Raw genomic sequence first — 15,994 nt, 5'->3', positions numbered from 1 at the left:
GCGCGGGCGAAGGCCGGCCAGCCCGCGGGCGTCGGCCTGCGGTGCAGGCTCCTGTGCGGATTCCTGCGGCGCAACGGGAGCAGGCGCGGCGTCCTGGGCCTGCCGCGCCAGCACCTCCTGCGCGAAGCGCTTGAAGAAGGCGCCGGACATCTGCTTCGCCGTGGCGTCGATGAGGCGCGCGCCCAGCTGGGCGAGCTTGCCGCCCACCTGCGCCTCCACCTCGTAGCGCAGGATGGTCTCGGCGCCGTCCTCTTCCAGGCTCACCTTCGCGTCGCCCTTGGCGAAGCCGGCGACGCCGCCCTGCCCCTCGCCCGAGATGCGGTAGCTCTTCGGCGGGTCGAGGTCGAGCAGCGTCACCGCGCCGGAGAAGCGCGCGCTCACCGGCCCCACCTTCAGCACCACGGTCGCGGTCATCTCGGTGTCGGAGAGCTTGTTCAGCTCCTGGCAGCCGGGGATGCAGGCCTTGAGCACCTCGGGGTCGTTCAGCGCCCGCCACACCGCCTCCCGCGGGGCGGGAATGCGCTGCTCGCCGGTCATGTCCATGAAATTGTCTCCCGTTCGCCGCGCTGGCCTAAAGCACGCGCCGATCGGCTTGCAACGCAAGCTGATCGGATAACGCGTTCTCTATCATCAAGTTAGAGGGCGATTCACCGATCAAATGGGTTCAATTTGATCGGACCGCGCTCTAGCCGCCGAAATCCACCACGAGGCGCACCACCGAGCCGTCATGCAGCCGGTCGAAGCCCTCATTGATCTCGTCGAGCCGGATCGCGCCGCTCATCAGCTTGTCCACCGGCAGGCGGCCGGACTTGTAGAGGTCCACATAGCGCGGCAGATCGCGCACCGGGACGCAGGTGCCGATATAGCTGCCCTTCACCGTGCGCTCCTCCGCCACCAGGCTGACGATGTTCACCGGCAGCGTCGCCTCGGGCGGCGGCAGGCCGGCGGTCACCGTGGTGCCGCCGCGCTTGGTCATCTTGTAGGCGTTCTCCAGCGCCCGCGCGGAGCCGGCGAACTCGAAGGCGAAGTCCGCCCCGGCGCCGCCCGCATGCGCGCGCACCTGCTCCACCGCCGTCCGGGGCGCGGGCATCCACCGCGGCGGTGGCGCCGAGCGCCTTGGCGAGCTCCAGCTTCTCCGGCGAAAAGGTCCACCGCCACCACCTTGGTGGGCGCGGCGGCGATGGCGCCGAGCACGGCGGCGAGGCCGACGCCGCCGAGGCCGATCACCGCGACGCTCTCGCCCGGCTGCACCCGCGCGGTGTTGATGACCGCGCCGACGCCGGTGAGCACCGCGCAGCCGAACAGGGCCGCGATCGGCAGCGGGATGTCGCGGTCGATCTTCACCAGCGAGCGGCGCGAGACCACCGCATGGTCGGCGAAGGCGGAGCAGCCGAGATGGTGATGCACCTCGGAATGGTCGTGCCCGCACAAATGCAGGCGGATGGCGCCGGTGAGGAGGCGCCCCTTGCCGTTCGCCACGGCACCGGGCTCGCACAGAGCCGGCCGGCCCTCCGCGCACGGCAGGCAGTGGCCGCAGCTCGGCATGAACACCATCACCACATGGTCGCCGGGCACCAGGTCCTCGACGCCCTCGCCCACCTCTACCACGGTGCCGGCCGCCTCGTGGCCGATGGCCATGGGCATGGGACGCGGGCGCGAGCCGTTGATGACCGAGAGGTCGGAATGGCACAGGCCGGCGGCGCCGATCTTCACCAGCACCTCGCCCGGACCGGCCGGTCCAGCTCCAATTCCTCGATCTTGAGAGGCATGCTCTTGGCGTAGGGATGCTCCGCGCCCATCTGGCGCAGGACGGCGGCTTTGATCTTCATCGCGGCGAATTCCTCCGTGGATTCCGCATGCCGCCCTGTCGCGCGGATCGGCTCGGCGGCTTGACACCCTCTAACATAGTTCAATAATGCAAGTAACTCTGGAATGAAAGCGCAGATGCCGGAACTCGACGCATGAAGCCCGCCCGGTTCGACTATGTTCGCGCCGAAACCGTCGCCCATGCGGGCGAGATTTTGGCGGCGGCCGGGGGCGACGGCAAGGTGCTGGCCGGCGGCCAAAGCCTCATGCCCATGATCAATTTCCGACTGGTCAAGCCCACGGTGCTGGTGGACATCAACCACATCGCCGGGCTCGACCGGATCACGCTGGACACCGGCCGCCTCAGGCTCGGCGCGCTGGTGCGGCACCGCATGACCGGGGAGGACGCCTTGGTGAAGGCGCACGCTCCCGTGCTCCACCACGCCATGAAGCACGTGGCGCACCTCACCGTGCGCAACCGCGGCACCTTCTGCGGCAGCGTCTGCCATGCCGACCCCGCCGCCGAGATGCCGATGATGACCCTGCTGCTCGACGGCCTCATCCACGTCGCCTCGGCGCGAGGAACGCGGACGATCGCGGCGCGGGACTTCTTCGTCGGCTCCCTCGTCACCGCATTGGAGCCCGACGAGTTGGTCACCGCCATCGAGATCGACGCTTTGGCCCCCCGCGCCGGCTGGGGCTTCGAGGAATTCGCCCGCCGCCACGGCGACTACGCGCTCGCCAGCGTCGCCGTCGTGCTGGAACGCCGGGGCGGGCACGCCCGCAACGTGCGCGTCGCCACCATGGGGGTGGGCGAGATGCCGGCGCGCATGGACACGGTGGAAGCCGTCCTCGAAGGCTCGGCGATGGACGGCCGCGCGCTCGACGGCGCGTGGAGCTGCTGGCGGGCGGCGGTGGCGCCCAATTCCGACCTCAAACGCCTCGGCCGACTACCGCCGGCACCTGGTCGGCGCGCTCGCCCGCCGCGCGCTCGCCGATGCCTGGTCCCGCGCCGCGGAGGTGGCCCCGTGAGCGCGCGCCCCGAGATCACCGTCACCGTCAATGGCATCGCCTATACCCGCGCGGTCGACCCGCGGCTGCTCCTGTCCGACTTCCTGCGGCAGGAGATCGGCCTCACCGGCACGCATGTGGGCTGCGAGCACGGCGTCTGCGGCGCCTGCACCATCCTGCTCGACGGGCGCAGCGCCCGCTCCTGCCTGCTTCTGGCGGTGCAGCTCGACGGCGCCGCCATCGAGACCGTGGAGAGCCTCGGCGCCATGGAGAACCTCGGCCGCGTCCAGGATGCGTTCCGCACCCACCATGCCCTCCAGTGCGGCTTCTGCACGCCCGGCTTCCTCATGACCATCACCGACATGCTACGGCACCACCCGCTGGAGAGCGACGCCGAGATCCGCGAGGCGCTCTCCGGCAACATCTGCCGCTGCACCGGCTACGAGCACATCGTGAACGCGGTGCGCGAGCTCGCCCGCGAGCGGGGGCCGCTGAAGTGAGCGAGCCTCCCAAGAGCGCCGACGCCTCGGTCGAGCTGCGCCCCAAGCTCGTCGGCCAGCGCATCAAGCGCACCGAGGATCCGCGTCTGCTCACCGGCTCCGGGCGCTATGTGGACGACATCGCGCTGCCCGGCATGCTGCACGTCGCCGTGCGCCGCTCGGACCAGCCCCACGCGCGCATCCTCTCCATCGACGTGGGCGAGGCGTTCGCCATCCCCGGCGTCCTCGCCATCTTCGACGCGCGCGACATCGAAGGCGACATCCGCCCCGCCATCCCCACCTCGCGCATGGACGGCTATTACGCGACGCCCATCCGCCCGCTGGCGCAGGACAAGGTGCGCTATACCGGCGAGCCGGTGGTGGCCGTGGTGGCCGAGAGCCGCTACGCCGCCGAGGACGCGCTGGAGCAGATCACCATCACCTACGAGCCCCTGCCCTTCGCCATCCGGCAGGTGGATGCGGTGGAGCCCGGCGCGCCGCTGCTCCACGAGGAGGCGGGCAGCAACGTCATCATCGCCCGCCAGTTCCAGCGCGGCGACGTGGACGCGGCCATCGCCGAAGCGCCCGTCACCGTGCGCGGGCGCTTCCGCATGACGCGCAAGACCCCGGTGCCCATGGAGAACCGCTCCTATCTGGCCGAGTGGGACAAGCGGAAGCGCGCGCTCACACTCCACACCTCCTCCAACATCCCCGGCATCGTGCGCGACGTGCTCGCCGACTGCCTGGACCTGCCTGGCAACCGCCTGCGGGTGGTGGCGCCGGACGTGGGCGGCAGCTTCGGCGGCAAGGGCTCGCTGAACCACGAGGAGATGCTGGTCTGCGTGCTGGCGAAGAAGCTGGAGCGCCCGGTGAAGTTCACCGCCGACCGCATGGAGGATCTCACTGCCATGAGCCAGGCGTTCGACGAATTGATCGACGCCGAACTGGCCGTGGACGCGGAGGGCCGGCTCCTCGGCCTCAGGGCCGACGTGATCGGCGACATCGGCGCCTATTCCATCTATCCCTGGACCGGGGCGCTGGAGCCGGTGCAGGTGGTGAGCTTCCTGCCCGGCCCCTACCGCATGCAGCACTATCGCGGCCGGGTGCGGGGCGTGCTCACGCCGAAGCCGCCGACCGGTCCCTATCGCGGCGTCGGGCGGCCCTCCTCCACCTTCGCCATGGAACGCCTCATCGACATGGCCGCGCGCAGGCTCGGCCTGGACCCGATGGAGATGCGCCGGCGCAACCTGGTGACGGCGGAGGAATTTCCCTACCGCACCGGCTCCGGCATCATCTGGGACAAGTCCGCGTTCCTGGAATGCCTGGAAGGAGCCTGCGCGGACTATCCGGCGCTGGTTAAGGCGCGCGACGCGGCGCGGGCGGAAGGGCGCTGGGTCGGCCTCGGCCTTGCGAGCTATGCGGAATTGACCGGCATCGGCTCGCGCATCGCGGTGGCGCCGGGCATGCCCATCAATACCGGCACCGAGACCGCATCCATCCGCATCGACGCCACCGGCGCGGTGACGGCGGCGTTCGGCATCTCCTCCCACGGCCAGGGCCTGGAGACGACGCTGGCGCAGATCGTCGCCGACGAGCTGGGCTGCCGGTTCGAGGACGTGGAGATCCTGCACGGCGACAGCGCCCTCGTGCCCATGGGCACCGGCACCTATGCCAGCCGCTCGGCGGTGCTCGGCGGCGGTGCCGCCACCAAGAGCGCCCGCGTGGTGAAGACCAAGGTGCTCAAGGCCGCCGCCCACCTCATGGACGTGCCCATGGAGGACCTGGAGGCCGAGGGCGGCCTCATCCGCGCCCGCTCCTCCAATGCCACCATGACCTTCAAGGAGGTGGCGCGGGCGGTCTATTCGCAGATGGGGCGCATCCCCTACGACCAGCGCGAGGACCTCGTCGCCGAGGAGACCTACGACCCCTATCTCGGCACGGCCTGCGCCTCCACCCATCTCGCGATGGTGGAGGTGGACCGCGACACGTTCGGCGTCACCGTCACCGATTTCGTGGTGGCGGAGGATTGCGGGCGCATCATCAACCCGCTGATCGTCGAGGGCCAGGTGCACGGCGCGGTGGCGCAGGGCATCGGCGCGGCGCTGCTGGAAGAGGTGGTGCACGACGAGGCGGGGCAATTGCTCACCGCGAGTCTCGCCGACTATCTGGTGCCAGTCGCCACCAACATGCCGCAGATCGGCATCGTCCATATCGAGGCGGATCTGCCCAACAATCTCGGCGGCTTCCGCGGCATGGGCGAGGGCGGTACCATCGGCGCGCCGGCGGCCATCGCCAACGCCATCTCGGATGCGCTCGCCCCGCTCGGCATCGAGATCGACACCCTACCGGCGACGCCCGAGCGCCTGTTCCGGCTGGTGGAGGCGGCGCAGGCGGGGGTGGGGCAGGACAAGCCGGCGGTGTGAAGCCCCAGCGCTCGGAGAACCGTCATGCTCCGGCGCGACCGGAGCATCCAAGCACCCTCACCGCCCTGCGCCCGGTCGCGGAATGGGCCCTCCGGTCAAGCCGGAGGGCGACGGGGCGCGTTCGCCAGGGTGGCGCGCACGGGCGACGGTCCTCTCACTCGGGCGCCACCATCTCCTTCAGGCGGAAGCGGATGATCTTGCCGGAGCCGGTGCGCGGGATCTCGCTCACCTGGTGCACCACGTGCGGCACCTTGTAGGAGGACAGGCGCTGGCGGCAGTGCGCCATCAGCGCCTCCACGTCGAAGGCGGCGCCGCGCGGCACCACGTAGAGCGCCGGCACCTCGCCGAGCTGGGGATGGGGAACGCCCGCCACCGCGCAGTCCAGCACCTCGGCGAACGTCAACACCGCCTCCTCGATCTCCGCCGGGGCGATGTTCTGCCCGCCGCGGATGATCAGCTCCTTGAGGCGGCCGGTGATGGTGACGAAGCCGTTGCGGTCCGCCCGCGCGAGATCGCCGGTGTGGTACCAGCCGTTGCGCAGCGCCTTTTCCGTCTCCTCCGGCTTGTTGTGATAGCCGAGCATGACGTTCGGCCCGCGCACGATCAGCTCGCCCTCCTGGCCGGCATCGAGGTCCTTCAGCGTCGCGGGGTCGACGATGCGCAGCGCCACGCCGGGCAGCGGCAGGCCGCACGAGCCCATGACGCGGGCGCTGTCGGCCGCGTTCATGGTCACCATGGTCGAGGTCTCGGTGATGCCGTAGCCGTCGAGCAGCGGTACCTTGAAGGCGGCCTCGAAGGTGGAGTTCAGCGTCGCCGGCATGATGGCGCCGGCCGACATGCAGACCCTGAGGCCGGCAAGGGTCGAACGGCCCTCGGCGAGGCCCGCCTCCATCAGATAGTGGAACATGGTGGGCACGCCGGGGAACACGGTGAATTCGCCGGAATCAAGAAGCCGCAGCGCCTCGCGGGTGGAATACTTCTCCATGATGTACTCGCTCGCCCCGGTGGCGAGGATGGAGAGCACCGAGAGGTTCAGCGCATAGGAATGGAACAGCGGCAGCGGCGAGAGGACGTTGTCCTTCTCGCTCAGCCCCATGACGTAAGCCCAGGCGGAGGCGGTGACCCACAGCATGGAGCGGCAGGTGAGCAGCACGCCCTTCGCCCGCCCGGTGGTACCGGACGTGTAGATGATGAAGGACGCCGCATCGATGTCGGACGGATCGCGCGGCGGGGCGGGCGGCGCGGTGGTCGCCAGCGCCTGGAAGCTGCGCGGATCGTCCGTCGGCGCGTCCGCGAGGATGAGGCCGGCGACGCTCGGGGCCTCCGCCTTGAGGCCCTCGATCAGCTCGGCCTTCGCCGCCGCGGTGACGACGATGCGGCAGGCGGCGTCCGAGAGCCGGTAGGAGACTTCGCCCGGCGCCGCCTCGGCACTGATGGGCACGGCGACGCCGCCGGCCCGCACGATGGCGAGGAGCGCCTCCACCCAGGCGACCGAATTGGCAAGGTAGATGGCGACCCGGTCGCCCTCCCCCACGCCGAGCGCGGCGAGATGGCCGGCGAGGTTCGCGGTGCGCCGGTCGAGGTCGGCATAGGTGACCGCGCCGGCGGCGTCACGGAACGCCACCTTGCCGCCGCGGGCGGCGGCGTGGCGCTGCAGAAGCTCCGGAATGGGAGCGATGAGTTCCGCCTTGAGCATGCAACCTCCCCGAATGTTCGCCGGCATGCGCCGCGCGGCCGGCCTCAGAGCATCGAGAAGCCGCCCGAGATGCTGATCGCCTGCCCGGTGATCCACGAGCCCTTGGGCGAGGCGAGCAGCGCCACGGTGGGGGCGATGTCCTCCGGCTGGCCGAGGCGGCGCAGCGGGTAGAACTTGGTCAGCTTGTCGCGGTTCGCCTCGACCCAGGAGCGGTCGTGCGCGGTCTCGATCAGCCCGAGCGAGACCGTGTTGGCGGTGACGCCGGAGCGGCCCATCTCGCGCGCCAGCGACTTCATGAGCGCGATCACGCCCGCGCGCGCCGCGGCGACGATGGAGAGGCCGGATTCGCCGACGCGCGAGCTGTCGCCCACCACGGCGATGAGGCGCCCCGTCGCCGCCCTTCTCCAGGTGCGGAGCGGCGGCGTGGGCGAGGTGGATGGCGCCGTAGAGACAGGTGTCGATCTGCGCCTTCCACTCCTTCTCGGTGGTGTCGGTGAACTTCTGGCGGATGGCGAGGCCGGCATTGTTGACGACGATGTTGAGGCCGCCCAGTTCCGCGACGATGGCGTCCACCATCGCCTTCACCGCGCCGAAGTCGGCCACGTCCGCCTGGTAGGCCTTGGCCTCGCCGCCCTTGGCGCGGATCTCGTCCACCACCGCCTGCGCCTCCTCGGCGGACTTGCGGTAGTTGACCGCCACGCTCGCGCCCTCGGCGGCGAGCGCCAGGCAGATCTCGCGGCCGACATCGCGCCCGCCGCCGGTGACCAGCGCCACCTTGCCCTTCAGGTTCAGGTCCATCTTCGTCTCGCCTCGTTCGTGTTGGGGGCTGCGGCCGCGCGGCGGCCGGGCGTCATTCGTAGGCGTCGGCGCCCTTGCGCAGGCTCTGCCACTGGGCATCGTCATGCCCGCACAGCACGGTCGCGCCCGCCGCCTCGATCTTCCGGATCTCGGCGATGGTCTTCACATGGGCGTCCACATTCCAGGTGTTCTTCGGCACCACGTCGCGGTCGAGCGCGGAGCGCAGGCTCACGGCGTCGGAGGCCAGCAGGAAGGCCCCATCGCGGTCCAGCGTCACCAGCGCGCCGGTGAGGCCCGGCGTGTGGCCCGGCAGCGGCACGAGGGTGATGCGGCCATCGCCGAACAGGTCCCGCTCGCCCTCGATCAGCTCCAGCGGGTTGGGCTGGTCCCAGTCCACCGGCAGATAGCCGGAGGCGACCGCGTTCTCGGCTTTGGCGGCGGCGAGCTCCAGCGCGCTCACCACCACGCTCGCCTTGCGGAACAGGCCGTTGCAGCCGCAATGGTCGGGGTGGAAGTGGGAGCACACCACCACGTCGATGTCGTCCGGCGACAGGCCGACGCATTTCAGCTGCGAGACCGCGTTGTCTTCCGCCCCCATGATCGGCGTCATGGCGCGCGCGACGCCGCCCCAGCGCGCCTCCGCGTCGGTGACGACCGAGGGGTGGCAGCCGGTGTCGAACATCACGTTGCCCTGCGGATAGCGCAGCAGGAAGCAGGAGACCGGCAGCTCGATCATTTCGCTGCGGTCGGCCGTGGGCTCGTAGACATGCTTCTTCATGCGCAGCCGGCCGCCGGACAGGACATGCATCTTCATGACGTTCTCCCTGCCGTGTGCGCTCAGCGGCCCATGAAGCGCGGCGGGCGCTTCTCGGCGAAGGCCGTGCGGCCCTCCTGGTAGTCCTGGCTGCTGGAGGCCTCGTCGATCAGGCGCTGCGCCTCGGCGACGTCGAGCGCGCCCTCGCCCATGGCGAGGCCGTCGAGGATGTATTTCGCGCCCGACACCGAGAGCGGCGCGTTCTGGGCGATCCGGCCGGCGAACTCCAAAGCCGAGGCCATGGGATCGACCGCGAGATCCTGCGCGAAGCCGATGCGCACCGCGCGCTCGGCATCGATCCGGTCGGCGGTGAAGAGGATGCGCTTCGCCTCCGTGAGGCCCACCAGCGCCAGCAGGCGCTGGGTGCTGCGCACGCCGTAGATGATGGAGAGCCGCGCCGCCGGGATGCCGAACATGGCGGAGGGGCTGGCGAAGCGGAAGTCGCACGACATGGAGAGGTGGCAGCCGCCGCCGAGGCAATAGCCTTCCACCACGGCGATGGTGGGCTTGCCGGCGGCCTGGATGGCGTCGGACGAGGCGTCCACCGCCACCTCATAGGCGACCGACTGCTCCACCGTGTGCCGCACGGTGCCGAACTCGGAGATGTCCGCGCCCACCGAGAAGTTGCCGCCGGCGCCCGTGAGGATGATCGCCCGCACCTGCGCATCGGCCCCGAGCTCGCCGAAGATGCGCGCGATGCCCTGCCACATGGCGAGCGTCATGGGATTGCGCAGCTGCGGCCGGTTCAGCGTGACGGTGGCGATGTGATCGGCGACGGCGACTTCGATATCCGACACTCAAGTCCTCCTTCGCTTCGGTTCTGCCCGGCCGGCGGGCACGCCCGCGCGCCGCTTTTTCGTGCGCGCCGAGGCTGGCGAAAGGCGCGCCGCAGCGCCCGCGATATGACTTGCATTAATAGACTGAAAATGATCTTGTCAATGGCGTCGCATGGGAATGCCTGACGGCTTTTCCTTGATTACGAAGGGTTGCCGGCCGCTCCTTGCGCCGAGCGGCGCTTCGGGCGCAGACGCCCGGACCGATCCCGACACTGCTCCTCCCGAGCACAGCCCGCCCTCCGGCGGGCCTTTTTTGGCGATGGCCGTCAATCCCGGTCCGCCGCCTCCTCGATCCGGTCCCGGTTGGCGCCGAAGGGGGCGGGATCGTAGTTCAGCCGGTAGCGCATGGCGTGCGCCTCCACCGGCTGGCGGCACTGGTCGCAGATGACGGTCGCCGTGAAGTCGTGGCCGCAGTCCAGATGGGTCAGGATCAGCGGCGGCTCACCGCCCGACAGCCAGCGGTCGCCCCAGGCCTGCATTGCGATGAAGGCGCCGTAGATGTCCTTGCCCATGTCGGTGAGCCGGTACTCGAACCGCTCCGGCTGGTCCTGATACTTGCGCCGCTCGAACATGCCGCGGGCGACGAGGCGCGCGAGCCGGTCGGTGAGGATGTTGGGGGCGATCCGCAATTCGGTCTGCAGCGCATCGAACCGGCGCACGCCGAAGAACGCCTCGCGCAGGATCAGGAAGCTCCACCGGTCGCCGACGATCTCCAGGGTGCGCGACACCGAACTCGGCCGCCCGCGGGAGAAGCTCGCCGATTCGGCGGTGCGCCGCGACCTTTTCTCCAGGCTGACCGGCGTGCGGCCGGCCCCCGGCCCGTCGCGGTAGCGCACGCGCGTGGCGCTGACCGGCTCCAGGCAGTGGGAGCAGGCCACATAGGGCCGGCATTCGTGTCCGCACGAGGCATGGACGAGCCGCAGCGGCGGCCCGTCCGGCCCCGAGAGCCAGCGGTCGCCGAACGCGATCATGGCCATGAAGCTCGGATAGAGATCCATGCCGCAGCGGGTGAGATGGTACTCGACCCGGCTCGATGTCGCGGAATAGTGGACCTGCCGGAAGATGCCGCGCTGGGTCAGGCGCTTCAGCCGCTCCGCGAGGGTCGCGCGCGGCAAGCCGAGGGCGGCGCGGAACTGCTCGAAGCGCCGCGCGCCGAAGAACGCCTCGCGGATGACGAGGAAGCTCCAGGCGTCGGAGAGGATGGACAGGGTGCGGCCGACCGAGCAGTTGCGCTCGAAGGCCTGGAGCGGGCCGCGGAGCTTGGGCTCGCGCTTCCCGGGGCCCGCGGCCTTTGCCGCGCCGGCTTTGGCCGCGCCGGATTTGGCGACGCGCTTGGCGGCCGCCTGCTTGCGGGTGGCAGCAGCTGCCGCCGTCGATGCCTTGGCCGACCGCGCAGAGGGCTCGGCCTCAGGGTGTCCCGGCGGCCGCGTGCGCTTGTGGGTGGACATTCAGCTCCCGGCCCGATGGCAAATTCGGTTCACTTATACAATGAACCTGCCAGCGTTGGCACCGTCGAGCGAAGATTGTCGGTGGGGTCATCCACCGCCTCAATGGGCGTAGATCACCCCCGGCAGCCACAGTGCCAGCTGCGGGAAGGCCCACAGCAGCGCCAGGCAGACGACCTGAAGGCCCACGAACGGGATGATGCCGCGGTAGATGTCCGAGGTCTTCAGCTCCGGCGGCGCCACCCCGCGCAGGAAGAACAGCGAGAAGCCGAACGGCGGGGTGAGGTAGCTGGTCTGCAGGTTCACCGCCAGCATGATGGAGAGCCACACCGGGTCCACGTCCATGTGCAGCAGGATGGGCGCGGCGATGGGCACGACGATGAACAGGATCTCGAACGTGTCCAGGAACATGCCCAAGACGAACACGATCGCCATCACCACGAGCACCGCGCCGCTGGCGCCGCCGGGCATGGCGCGCAGGAACTCGCCCACCACCTCCTCGCCGCCCAGCCGCGTGAACACCAGCGAGAACACCGTCGCCCCGAGGAAGATGACGAACACCATCACGGTCAGGATCAGCGCCTGGCGGGAGACCTGCGTCATCACGCCGACGAGGCGCGTGCGGGTGTCCGGCCGCGACAGCGCGAAGGCAGAAGCCGCGACGAGCGCCGCCAGCGAGCCCGTGAGCACCCCCGCCGCACCGGCGAGGAGCGCGAGCATCGCGAGGCCGAGGATCGTCGCCGTCCACCACCAGAACAGCGCGCGCTCGATCCGGGCGCCGAAGCGCGGCGCCAGCGCCTCGCCGACGATGCGCACCATGGTGAGCAGCACCGCACCCATGGCGCCCACCGAGGCCGCCTCCGTCGCGTCGCGACGCCGGCGATGATGGAGCCGAGCACGGCGACGATCAGCAGCAGGGTCGGCGCCAGAGCCACCACCACGCGCTGCCCGAGCCCGGGCGCGCGGTGCGTGACCATGGCGGGGCACGAGGCCGGCCGGACGATGATGTGGCCGATCACCCACAGCGTATAGAGGCCGGACAGGACGAGGCCGGGAATGAAGGCGGCCGCGAACAGGTCTCCCACCGAGAGCGTCTGCGGCACGAAATTGCCCTTGGCGAGCTGCACCTGGCTGTTGGCCGTCTGCATGATCACGGCAAGGAACACCAGCACCGTGGAGGGCGGGATGATCTGCGCGAGCGAGCCGGTGGCGCAGATGAGCCCCGAGGCGAGGCGCTTGTCATAGCCGACGCGCAGCATCACGGGCAGCGAGATCAGCGCCATGGTGGTCACGGTGGCGCCGACGATGCCGGTGGAGGCGGCGAGCAGCGAGCCGACGAGGATCACGGACAGGCCGAGCCCGCCGCGCATGCGCCCGAACACTTCGCCCAGCGTCGTCAAGAGGTCCTCGGCGATGCCCGAGCGCTCCAGCATCACCCCCATGAGGATGAAGAGCGGCACCGCGATCAGCACGTCGTTGTTGAGGATGCCCCAGTAGCGCAGCGGCAGCGCGTTGAAGTAGCTGAGGTCGAAGGCGCCGGCATAGTGGCCGATCAGGCCGAAGCCGAAGCCCACGCCGGCCAGCGAGAACACCACCGGGTAGCCGAGCGCGAGCACCGCCACCACGGCCAGGAACATGAGGACGCTGAGCGCTTCGCCCGCGAGCAGAGGCGTGATCATGGCGCATCCGAGAGTGCCGGCACGGCAGCGGGCGCCGGCTCGTGACAAAGGAGGACGGCGAGGGCGCGGGCGATGATGCCGACGCCCTGGAGGCCCACGGTCAGAACGAAGAACAAAAGCGTGCTCTTGAGCAGCCACAAGGCCCGAAGGCCGTTCTCCCACTGCGAGGCCTCGTTCATGACGTAGGAGGTGTGGAAGAACGACCAGCCCGAAACCGCCATCATGATGAGGAAGGGCGCCATGAGGAACACCGTGCCGAACAGCTCCACCAGCGCCCTGCCGCGCGGGCCGAAGCGCGCATAGAGCAGGTCCACCCGCACGAAGCCGCCCTTCATGAGCACGTAGCCCGCGCCCATGGTGATGGCGGCCACGTGGGTCCAGGCATACAGTTCCTGGAGCCAGATCTCGCCGACATGGAACACGTAGCGCAGATAGACCGTGGCGAAGCACACCACCACGGTGGCGAAGGTGAGCCACGCCACGACGCGGCCCACGCCTTCCGTGAAGCGGTCGATGCTGGAGGCCACGGCCTCCAGCATCGCGCCCAGGTCCGAGCCCCCGCGCTCAGACATAGGGGAAGCCGAGGCCGCGGGCGTTGCCAAGCGCGCGGTCGGAATAGTCCGTCAGGTTGATCATGGTGCGGCGGGCGGAGAAGTAGGCGTCCCAGATCTTCTGGCCGAGCGGATCGAGCTTGCCGCGCTCCTCCTTCAGCACCTCGCCGGCCGCGGTGCCGAGGGCGACCAGCACATCGTCGGGCAGCTTGCGCGCCTCGACCCCGTGCTTCTCGGTGAGCGCCTTGAGCGCCTGGGCGTTGATCCAGTTGTATTCGGCCAGCATGTCCTGGTGCCCGGCCTGGCACGCCACCGTCACCACCTCCTGGAGGGTGGGCGAGAGCGCGTCATACTTGGCCTTGGAGATGATGACCTGCTGGATCGCCCCCGGCTTCTGCACCCCCGGCCAATAGTAATACTTGCACACCTGCTGGAAGCCGAGCGCCATGTCGTTGGCTGGGCCGGTGAAGTCGGTGGCGTCGAGGGCGCCGGACTGGAGCGCGGCGAAGATGTCGCCCGGCGCGAGGATGGTGGGCACCATGCCGACGCGGCGGATCATCTCTGCCCCGAGGCCCGGCATGCGCATCTTCAGGCCCTTGAGGTCGCCGACCGAGGTGATCGGCTTCTTGAACCAGCCGAAGGGCGGGGTGTCGATGTTGCCGATGGCGAACGACTTCAGGCCATACTGCGCGGACAGCTCGTCCCACAATTGCTGGCCGCCGCCGTGATAGAGCCACGCCACGTGCTCCACATAGGCCATGCCGAACGGCACGGTGAAGAAGTAGCCGAAGGCGCGGTTCTTGCCGAGGTGGAAGCCGGGCGTGTCGTGGCCCATTTCGGCGGTGCCGTTCTGCACCGCGTCGAAGGTCTGCAGGCCCGGCACCAGTTCGCCGGCGGCGAATACCTTCACCGCCAGCTTGCCTTCGGACATCTTGGTGATGCGCTGGGCGAGGCGCTCGGCGCCGGTGCCGAGACCGGGCAGGTTCTTCGGCCAGGCGGTGACCATGCGCCACTCGATGCGGCCCTGCGAGATGGCCGGAGCGGGGAAGCGGCGGCACCGGCGGCGCCGGCGGCGAGGCCGGCCACGATCTTGCGGCGGTCGATGGGCTTCGACATGGGGGGCTCCTGAAGAGGCGGGCAAAGGAAGGGGGCGGCGGGCGCGCGGTGGGCGCGCCTCAGGCGGCGGAGGCCTTGGCGGGGAGCGGCTCGATATAGTGGACCTCGCCGGTCTTCACCTCGGTGATGGCGAAGGTCTCGAAATATTCGATCTCGGGATACATGCCGTAGCGGGCGACAATGCCGTCGAGCCAGGGACCCTGATAGAAGGCCTTGGCATCGGCGATGCTTTCCCACAGATAGACGCCGCCCGCGCTGCCGGTCTCGTTCCAGATGAAGTGCTTGCGCAGCAGGCCCTTCACCTCGCCGAAGCCGGGCGCGATCTTGTGGAAGTGGGCGATGCAGTCGGCCCGGCCGATGGCGGCCGGAAGCTGATAGCGGACAATGGCGGTGATCATGCGGAAACCTCTTGGCTCGGCGGCACGGGCCGGCTTCGGAGGTTTTGCAGGGAGCGTGCCAAATCGTATAATATTTTCTCCATGCCAGCTGGCGGGCCGCGTGCGAACCCTTGAAATTTAAGTCCAAACAATGCCATATGGGCATCGGACTGAGCCCGGCCGGCCCTCAGACCGAGCAAATATTATACGATCATACGGCAGGACGGGAGGAAGCAGGGTGTCCGCCACTGCAGCGGGGTTGAGCAAGCCGCCCAAAACAGGCGCGTCAGGCGGCGGTGCTGGACGCGATCCGCAAGGACATCCTGGATGGCGTCCTGCCGCCCGGCGCGCCGCTGCGCCAGGACGACCTCGCCGCGGCCCACCATGTGAGCAAGATCCCGGTGCGCGAGGCGCTGCTGCATCTCGTGGCCGAGGGCCTCGCGCATCTGGAGCCCAACCGCGGCTTCACCGTCGCCGCCTTGGGCGCCGGCGATGCCGAGGAGCTGCTCGACATGCGCGCGGTGCTCGAATGCCACATGCTGCGCCTCGCCATCCCGCACATGCGCGACGACGACGTCGCCCTCGCCACCCGCATCGTCGAGGAGGCGGAGGCGGCCGAGGAGCTGGGGCGCTGGAGCGAGCTGAACTTCGCCTTCCATGCGGCGATCTCGGCACCCGCGCGGCGCCACCGGCTTGCCGCGCTCATCCGCCAGGTCTCGAACCCCACCGATGCCTATGTGCGGGTGCTGCTCACCAATGCCAATTATCGCGGCCAGGCCGAGCGCGAGCACCGCGCCATCCTGGCTGCCTGCGCAGTGCGCAATGCGGAGGCGGCCACCGCCCTCCTGGACCAGCACATCCGCCAGACCGGTGTTCTGCTGGCAGACGTGTTCGCCGGCAAGGCGCCGTCGCCCGAGGCCCCGCGCGGGCGTCCGCTCCGCCGCCGCCGACGCGCCGAAGGCG

The 15,994-nt window shown here is 69.8% G+C and carries 14 protein-coding genes and 3 pseudogenes; 4 read left to right on the top strand and 13 right to left on the bottom strand.

Annotated elements, in window-relative coordinates:
- Both AC2W7M_RS07880 and AC2W7M_RS07875 read right to left on the bottom strand, forming a co-directional pair.
- A partial coding sequence (locus tag AC2W7M_RS07880; protein ID WP_486131453.1) for an SRPBCC family protein occupies positions 1-543 on the bottom strand: 543 nt, incomplete at its 3' end.
- A gap of 142 nt (positions 544-685) precedes the next feature.
- Positions 686-1,829 (bottom strand): annotated as a pseudogene (locus AC2W7M_RS07875) (zinc-dependent alcohol dehydrogenase family protein).
- 132 nt (positions 1,830-1,961) lie between these two features.
- Between AC2W7M_RS07875 and AC2W7M_RS07870 the strand changes: the two are divergent.
- The 3 genes and pseudogenes from AC2W7M_RS07870 to AC2W7M_RS07860 form a co-directional block, all read left to right on the top strand.
- Positions 1,962-2,681 (top strand): annotated as a pseudogene (locus AC2W7M_RS07870) (FAD binding domain-containing protein); the annotation flags it as partial.
- Positions 2,682-2,834: 153 nt separating this feature from the next.
- The gene (locus tag AC2W7M_RS07865; protein WP_486131459.1) at positions 2,835-3,317 is read left to right on the top strand and encodes a (2Fe-2S)-binding protein; all 483 of its coding nucleotides are present in this window, start codon (positions 2,835-2,837) and stop codon (positions 3,315-3,317) included.
- Positions 3,314-5,719, top strand: a complete 2,406-nt coding sequence (locus AC2W7M_RS07860) for a xanthine dehydrogenase family protein molybdopterin-binding subunit (RefSeq protein WP_486131451.1) — start codon at positions 3,314-3,316, stop codon at positions 5,717-5,719. Before AC2W7M_RS07865 ends, AC2W7M_RS07860 begins: the two co-directional genes overlap by 4 nt.
- A gap of 154 nt (positions 5,720-5,873) precedes the next feature.
- Here AC2W7M_RS07860 and AC2W7M_RS07855 read toward each other — a convergent pair whose 3' ends face one another.
- From AC2W7M_RS07855 to AC2W7M_RS07805, 11 genes and pseudogenes are all read right to left on the bottom strand, one after another.
- Positions 5,874-7,415, bottom strand: coding sequence for a class I adenylate-forming enzyme family protein (locus AC2W7M_RS07855; RefSeq protein WP_486131457.1), 1,542 nt, complete (start codon positions 7,413-7,415; stop codon positions 5,874-5,876).
- 44 nt (positions 7,416-7,459) lie between these two features.
- Complete coding sequence (locus tag AC2W7M_RS07850; RefSeq protein ID WP_486131455.1) at positions 7,460-7,789, bottom strand: SDR family NAD(P)-dependent oxidoreductase; 330 nt, start codon at positions 7,787-7,789, stop codon at positions 7,460-7,462.
- An 88-nt stretch (positions 7,790-7,877) separates the two neighbouring features.
- A pseudogene (locus AC2W7M_RS07845) lies at positions 7,878-8,213 on the bottom strand (SDR family NAD(P)-dependent oxidoreductase); the annotation flags it as partial.
- Positions 8,214-8,265: 52 nt separating this feature from the next.
- Complete coding sequence (locus AC2W7M_RS07840) at positions 8,266-9,027, bottom strand: N-acyl homoserine lactonase family protein (protein WP_486131449.1); 762 nt, start codon at positions 9,025-9,027, stop codon at positions 8,266-8,268.
- 23 nt (positions 9,028-9,050) lie between these two features.
- Positions 9,051-9,824 carry an enoyl-CoA hydratase-related protein gene (locus AC2W7M_RS07835; RefSeq protein ID WP_486131447.1) on the bottom strand — a complete coding sequence of 258 codons (774 nt, stop codon included), beginning with the start codon at positions 9,822-9,824 and terminating at the stop codon, positions 9,051-9,053.
- A gap of 305 nt (positions 9,825-10,129) precedes the next feature.
- Positions 10,130-11,311: a winged helix-turn-helix transcriptional regulator gene (locus tag AC2W7M_RS07830; RefSeq protein WP_486131445.1), complete on the bottom strand. Its 1,182-nt coding sequence runs from the start codon at positions 11,309-11,311 to the stop codon at positions 10,130-10,132.
- Between the two features lie 99 nt (positions 11,312-11,410).
- Positions 11,411-12,028 carry a TRAP transporter large permease subunit gene (locus AC2W7M_RS07825; RefSeq protein ID WP_486131443.1) on the bottom strand — a complete coding sequence of 206 codons (618 nt, stop codon included), beginning with the start codon at positions 12,026-12,028 and terminating at the stop codon, positions 11,411-11,413.
- Positions 11,911-12,987 carry a TRAP transporter large permease subunit gene (locus tag AC2W7M_RS07820; RefSeq protein WP_486131441.1) on the bottom strand — a complete coding sequence of 359 codons (1,077 nt, stop codon included), beginning with the start codon at positions 12,985-12,987 and terminating at the stop codon, positions 11,911-11,913. Before AC2W7M_RS07820 ends, AC2W7M_RS07825 begins: the two co-directional genes overlap by 118 nt.
- Positions 12,984-13,526, bottom strand: a complete 543-nt coding sequence (locus AC2W7M_RS07815; protein ID WP_486131440.1) for a TRAP transporter small permease subunit — start codon at positions 13,524-13,526, stop codon at positions 12,984-12,986. The genes AC2W7M_RS07820 and AC2W7M_RS07815 overlap by 4 nt, the downstream gene beginning before the upstream one ends.
- Positions 13,527-13,551: 25 nt before the next feature.
- Entirely contained in the window at positions 13,552-14,544 is a 993-nt protein-coding gene (locus tag AC2W7M_RS07810; RefSeq protein ID WP_486131438.1) for a TRAP transporter substrate-binding protein, read from the bottom strand.
- A 169-nt stretch (positions 14,545-14,713) separates the two neighbouring features.
- Positions 14,714-15,052 carry a hypothetical protein gene (locus AC2W7M_RS07805; protein ID WP_486131436.1) on the bottom strand — a complete coding sequence of 113 codons (339 nt, stop codon included), beginning with the start codon at positions 15,050-15,052 and terminating at the stop codon, positions 14,714-14,716.
- Positions 15,053-15,327: 275 nt separating this feature from the next.
- Between AC2W7M_RS07805 and AC2W7M_RS07800 the strand changes: the two genes are divergently transcribed.
- Positions 15,328-15,994: GntR family transcriptional regulator (locus tag AC2W7M_RS07800; protein ID WP_486131434.1), on the top strand; the 667-nt coding region annotated here is incomplete at its 3' end.

Source organism: Xanthobacter sp. BG11Y11_SDJG (assembly GCF_057364445.1).
Note: the sequence above shows the minus strand (reverse complement) of the source record. Positions and strands in the feature narration are given on the sequence as shown.

Excerpts from the sequence above, each read along its gene's own strand:
- AC2W7M_RS07830 (WP_486131445.1), bottom strand. The coding sequence starts at position 11,311 with ATGTCCACCCACAAGCGCACGCGGCCGCCGGGACACCCTGAGGCCGAG.
- AC2W7M_RS07820 (WP_486131441.1), bottom strand. The coding sequence starts at position 12,987 with ATGATCACGCCTCTGCTCGCGGGCGAAGCGCTCAGCGTCCTCATGTTC.
- AC2W7M_RS07810 (WP_486131438.1), bottom strand. The coding sequence starts at position 14,544 with ATGGTCACCGCCTGGCCGAAGAACCTGCCCGGTCTCGGCACCGGCGCC.
- AC2W7M_RS07825 (WP_486131443.1), bottom strand. The coding sequence starts at position 12,028 with ATGCTCGCGCTCCTCGCCGGTGCGGCGGGGGTGCTCACGGGCTCGCTG.
- AC2W7M_RS07815 (WP_486131440.1), bottom strand. The coding sequence starts at position 13,526 with ATGCTGGAGGCCGTGGCCTCCAGCATCGACCGCTTCACGGAAGGCGTG.
- AC2W7M_RS07840 (WP_486131449.1), bottom strand. The coding sequence starts at position 9,027 with ATGAAGATGCATGTCCTGTCCGGCGGCCGGCTGCGCATGAAGAAGCAT.
- AC2W7M_RS07805 (WP_486131436.1), bottom strand. The coding sequence starts at position 15,052 with ATGATCACCGCCATTGTCCGCTATCAGCTTCCGGCCGCCATCGGCCGG.
- AC2W7M_RS07855 (WP_486131457.1), bottom strand. The coding sequence starts at position 7,415 with ATGCTCAAGGCGGAACTCATCGCTCCCATTCCGGAGCTTCTGCAGCGC.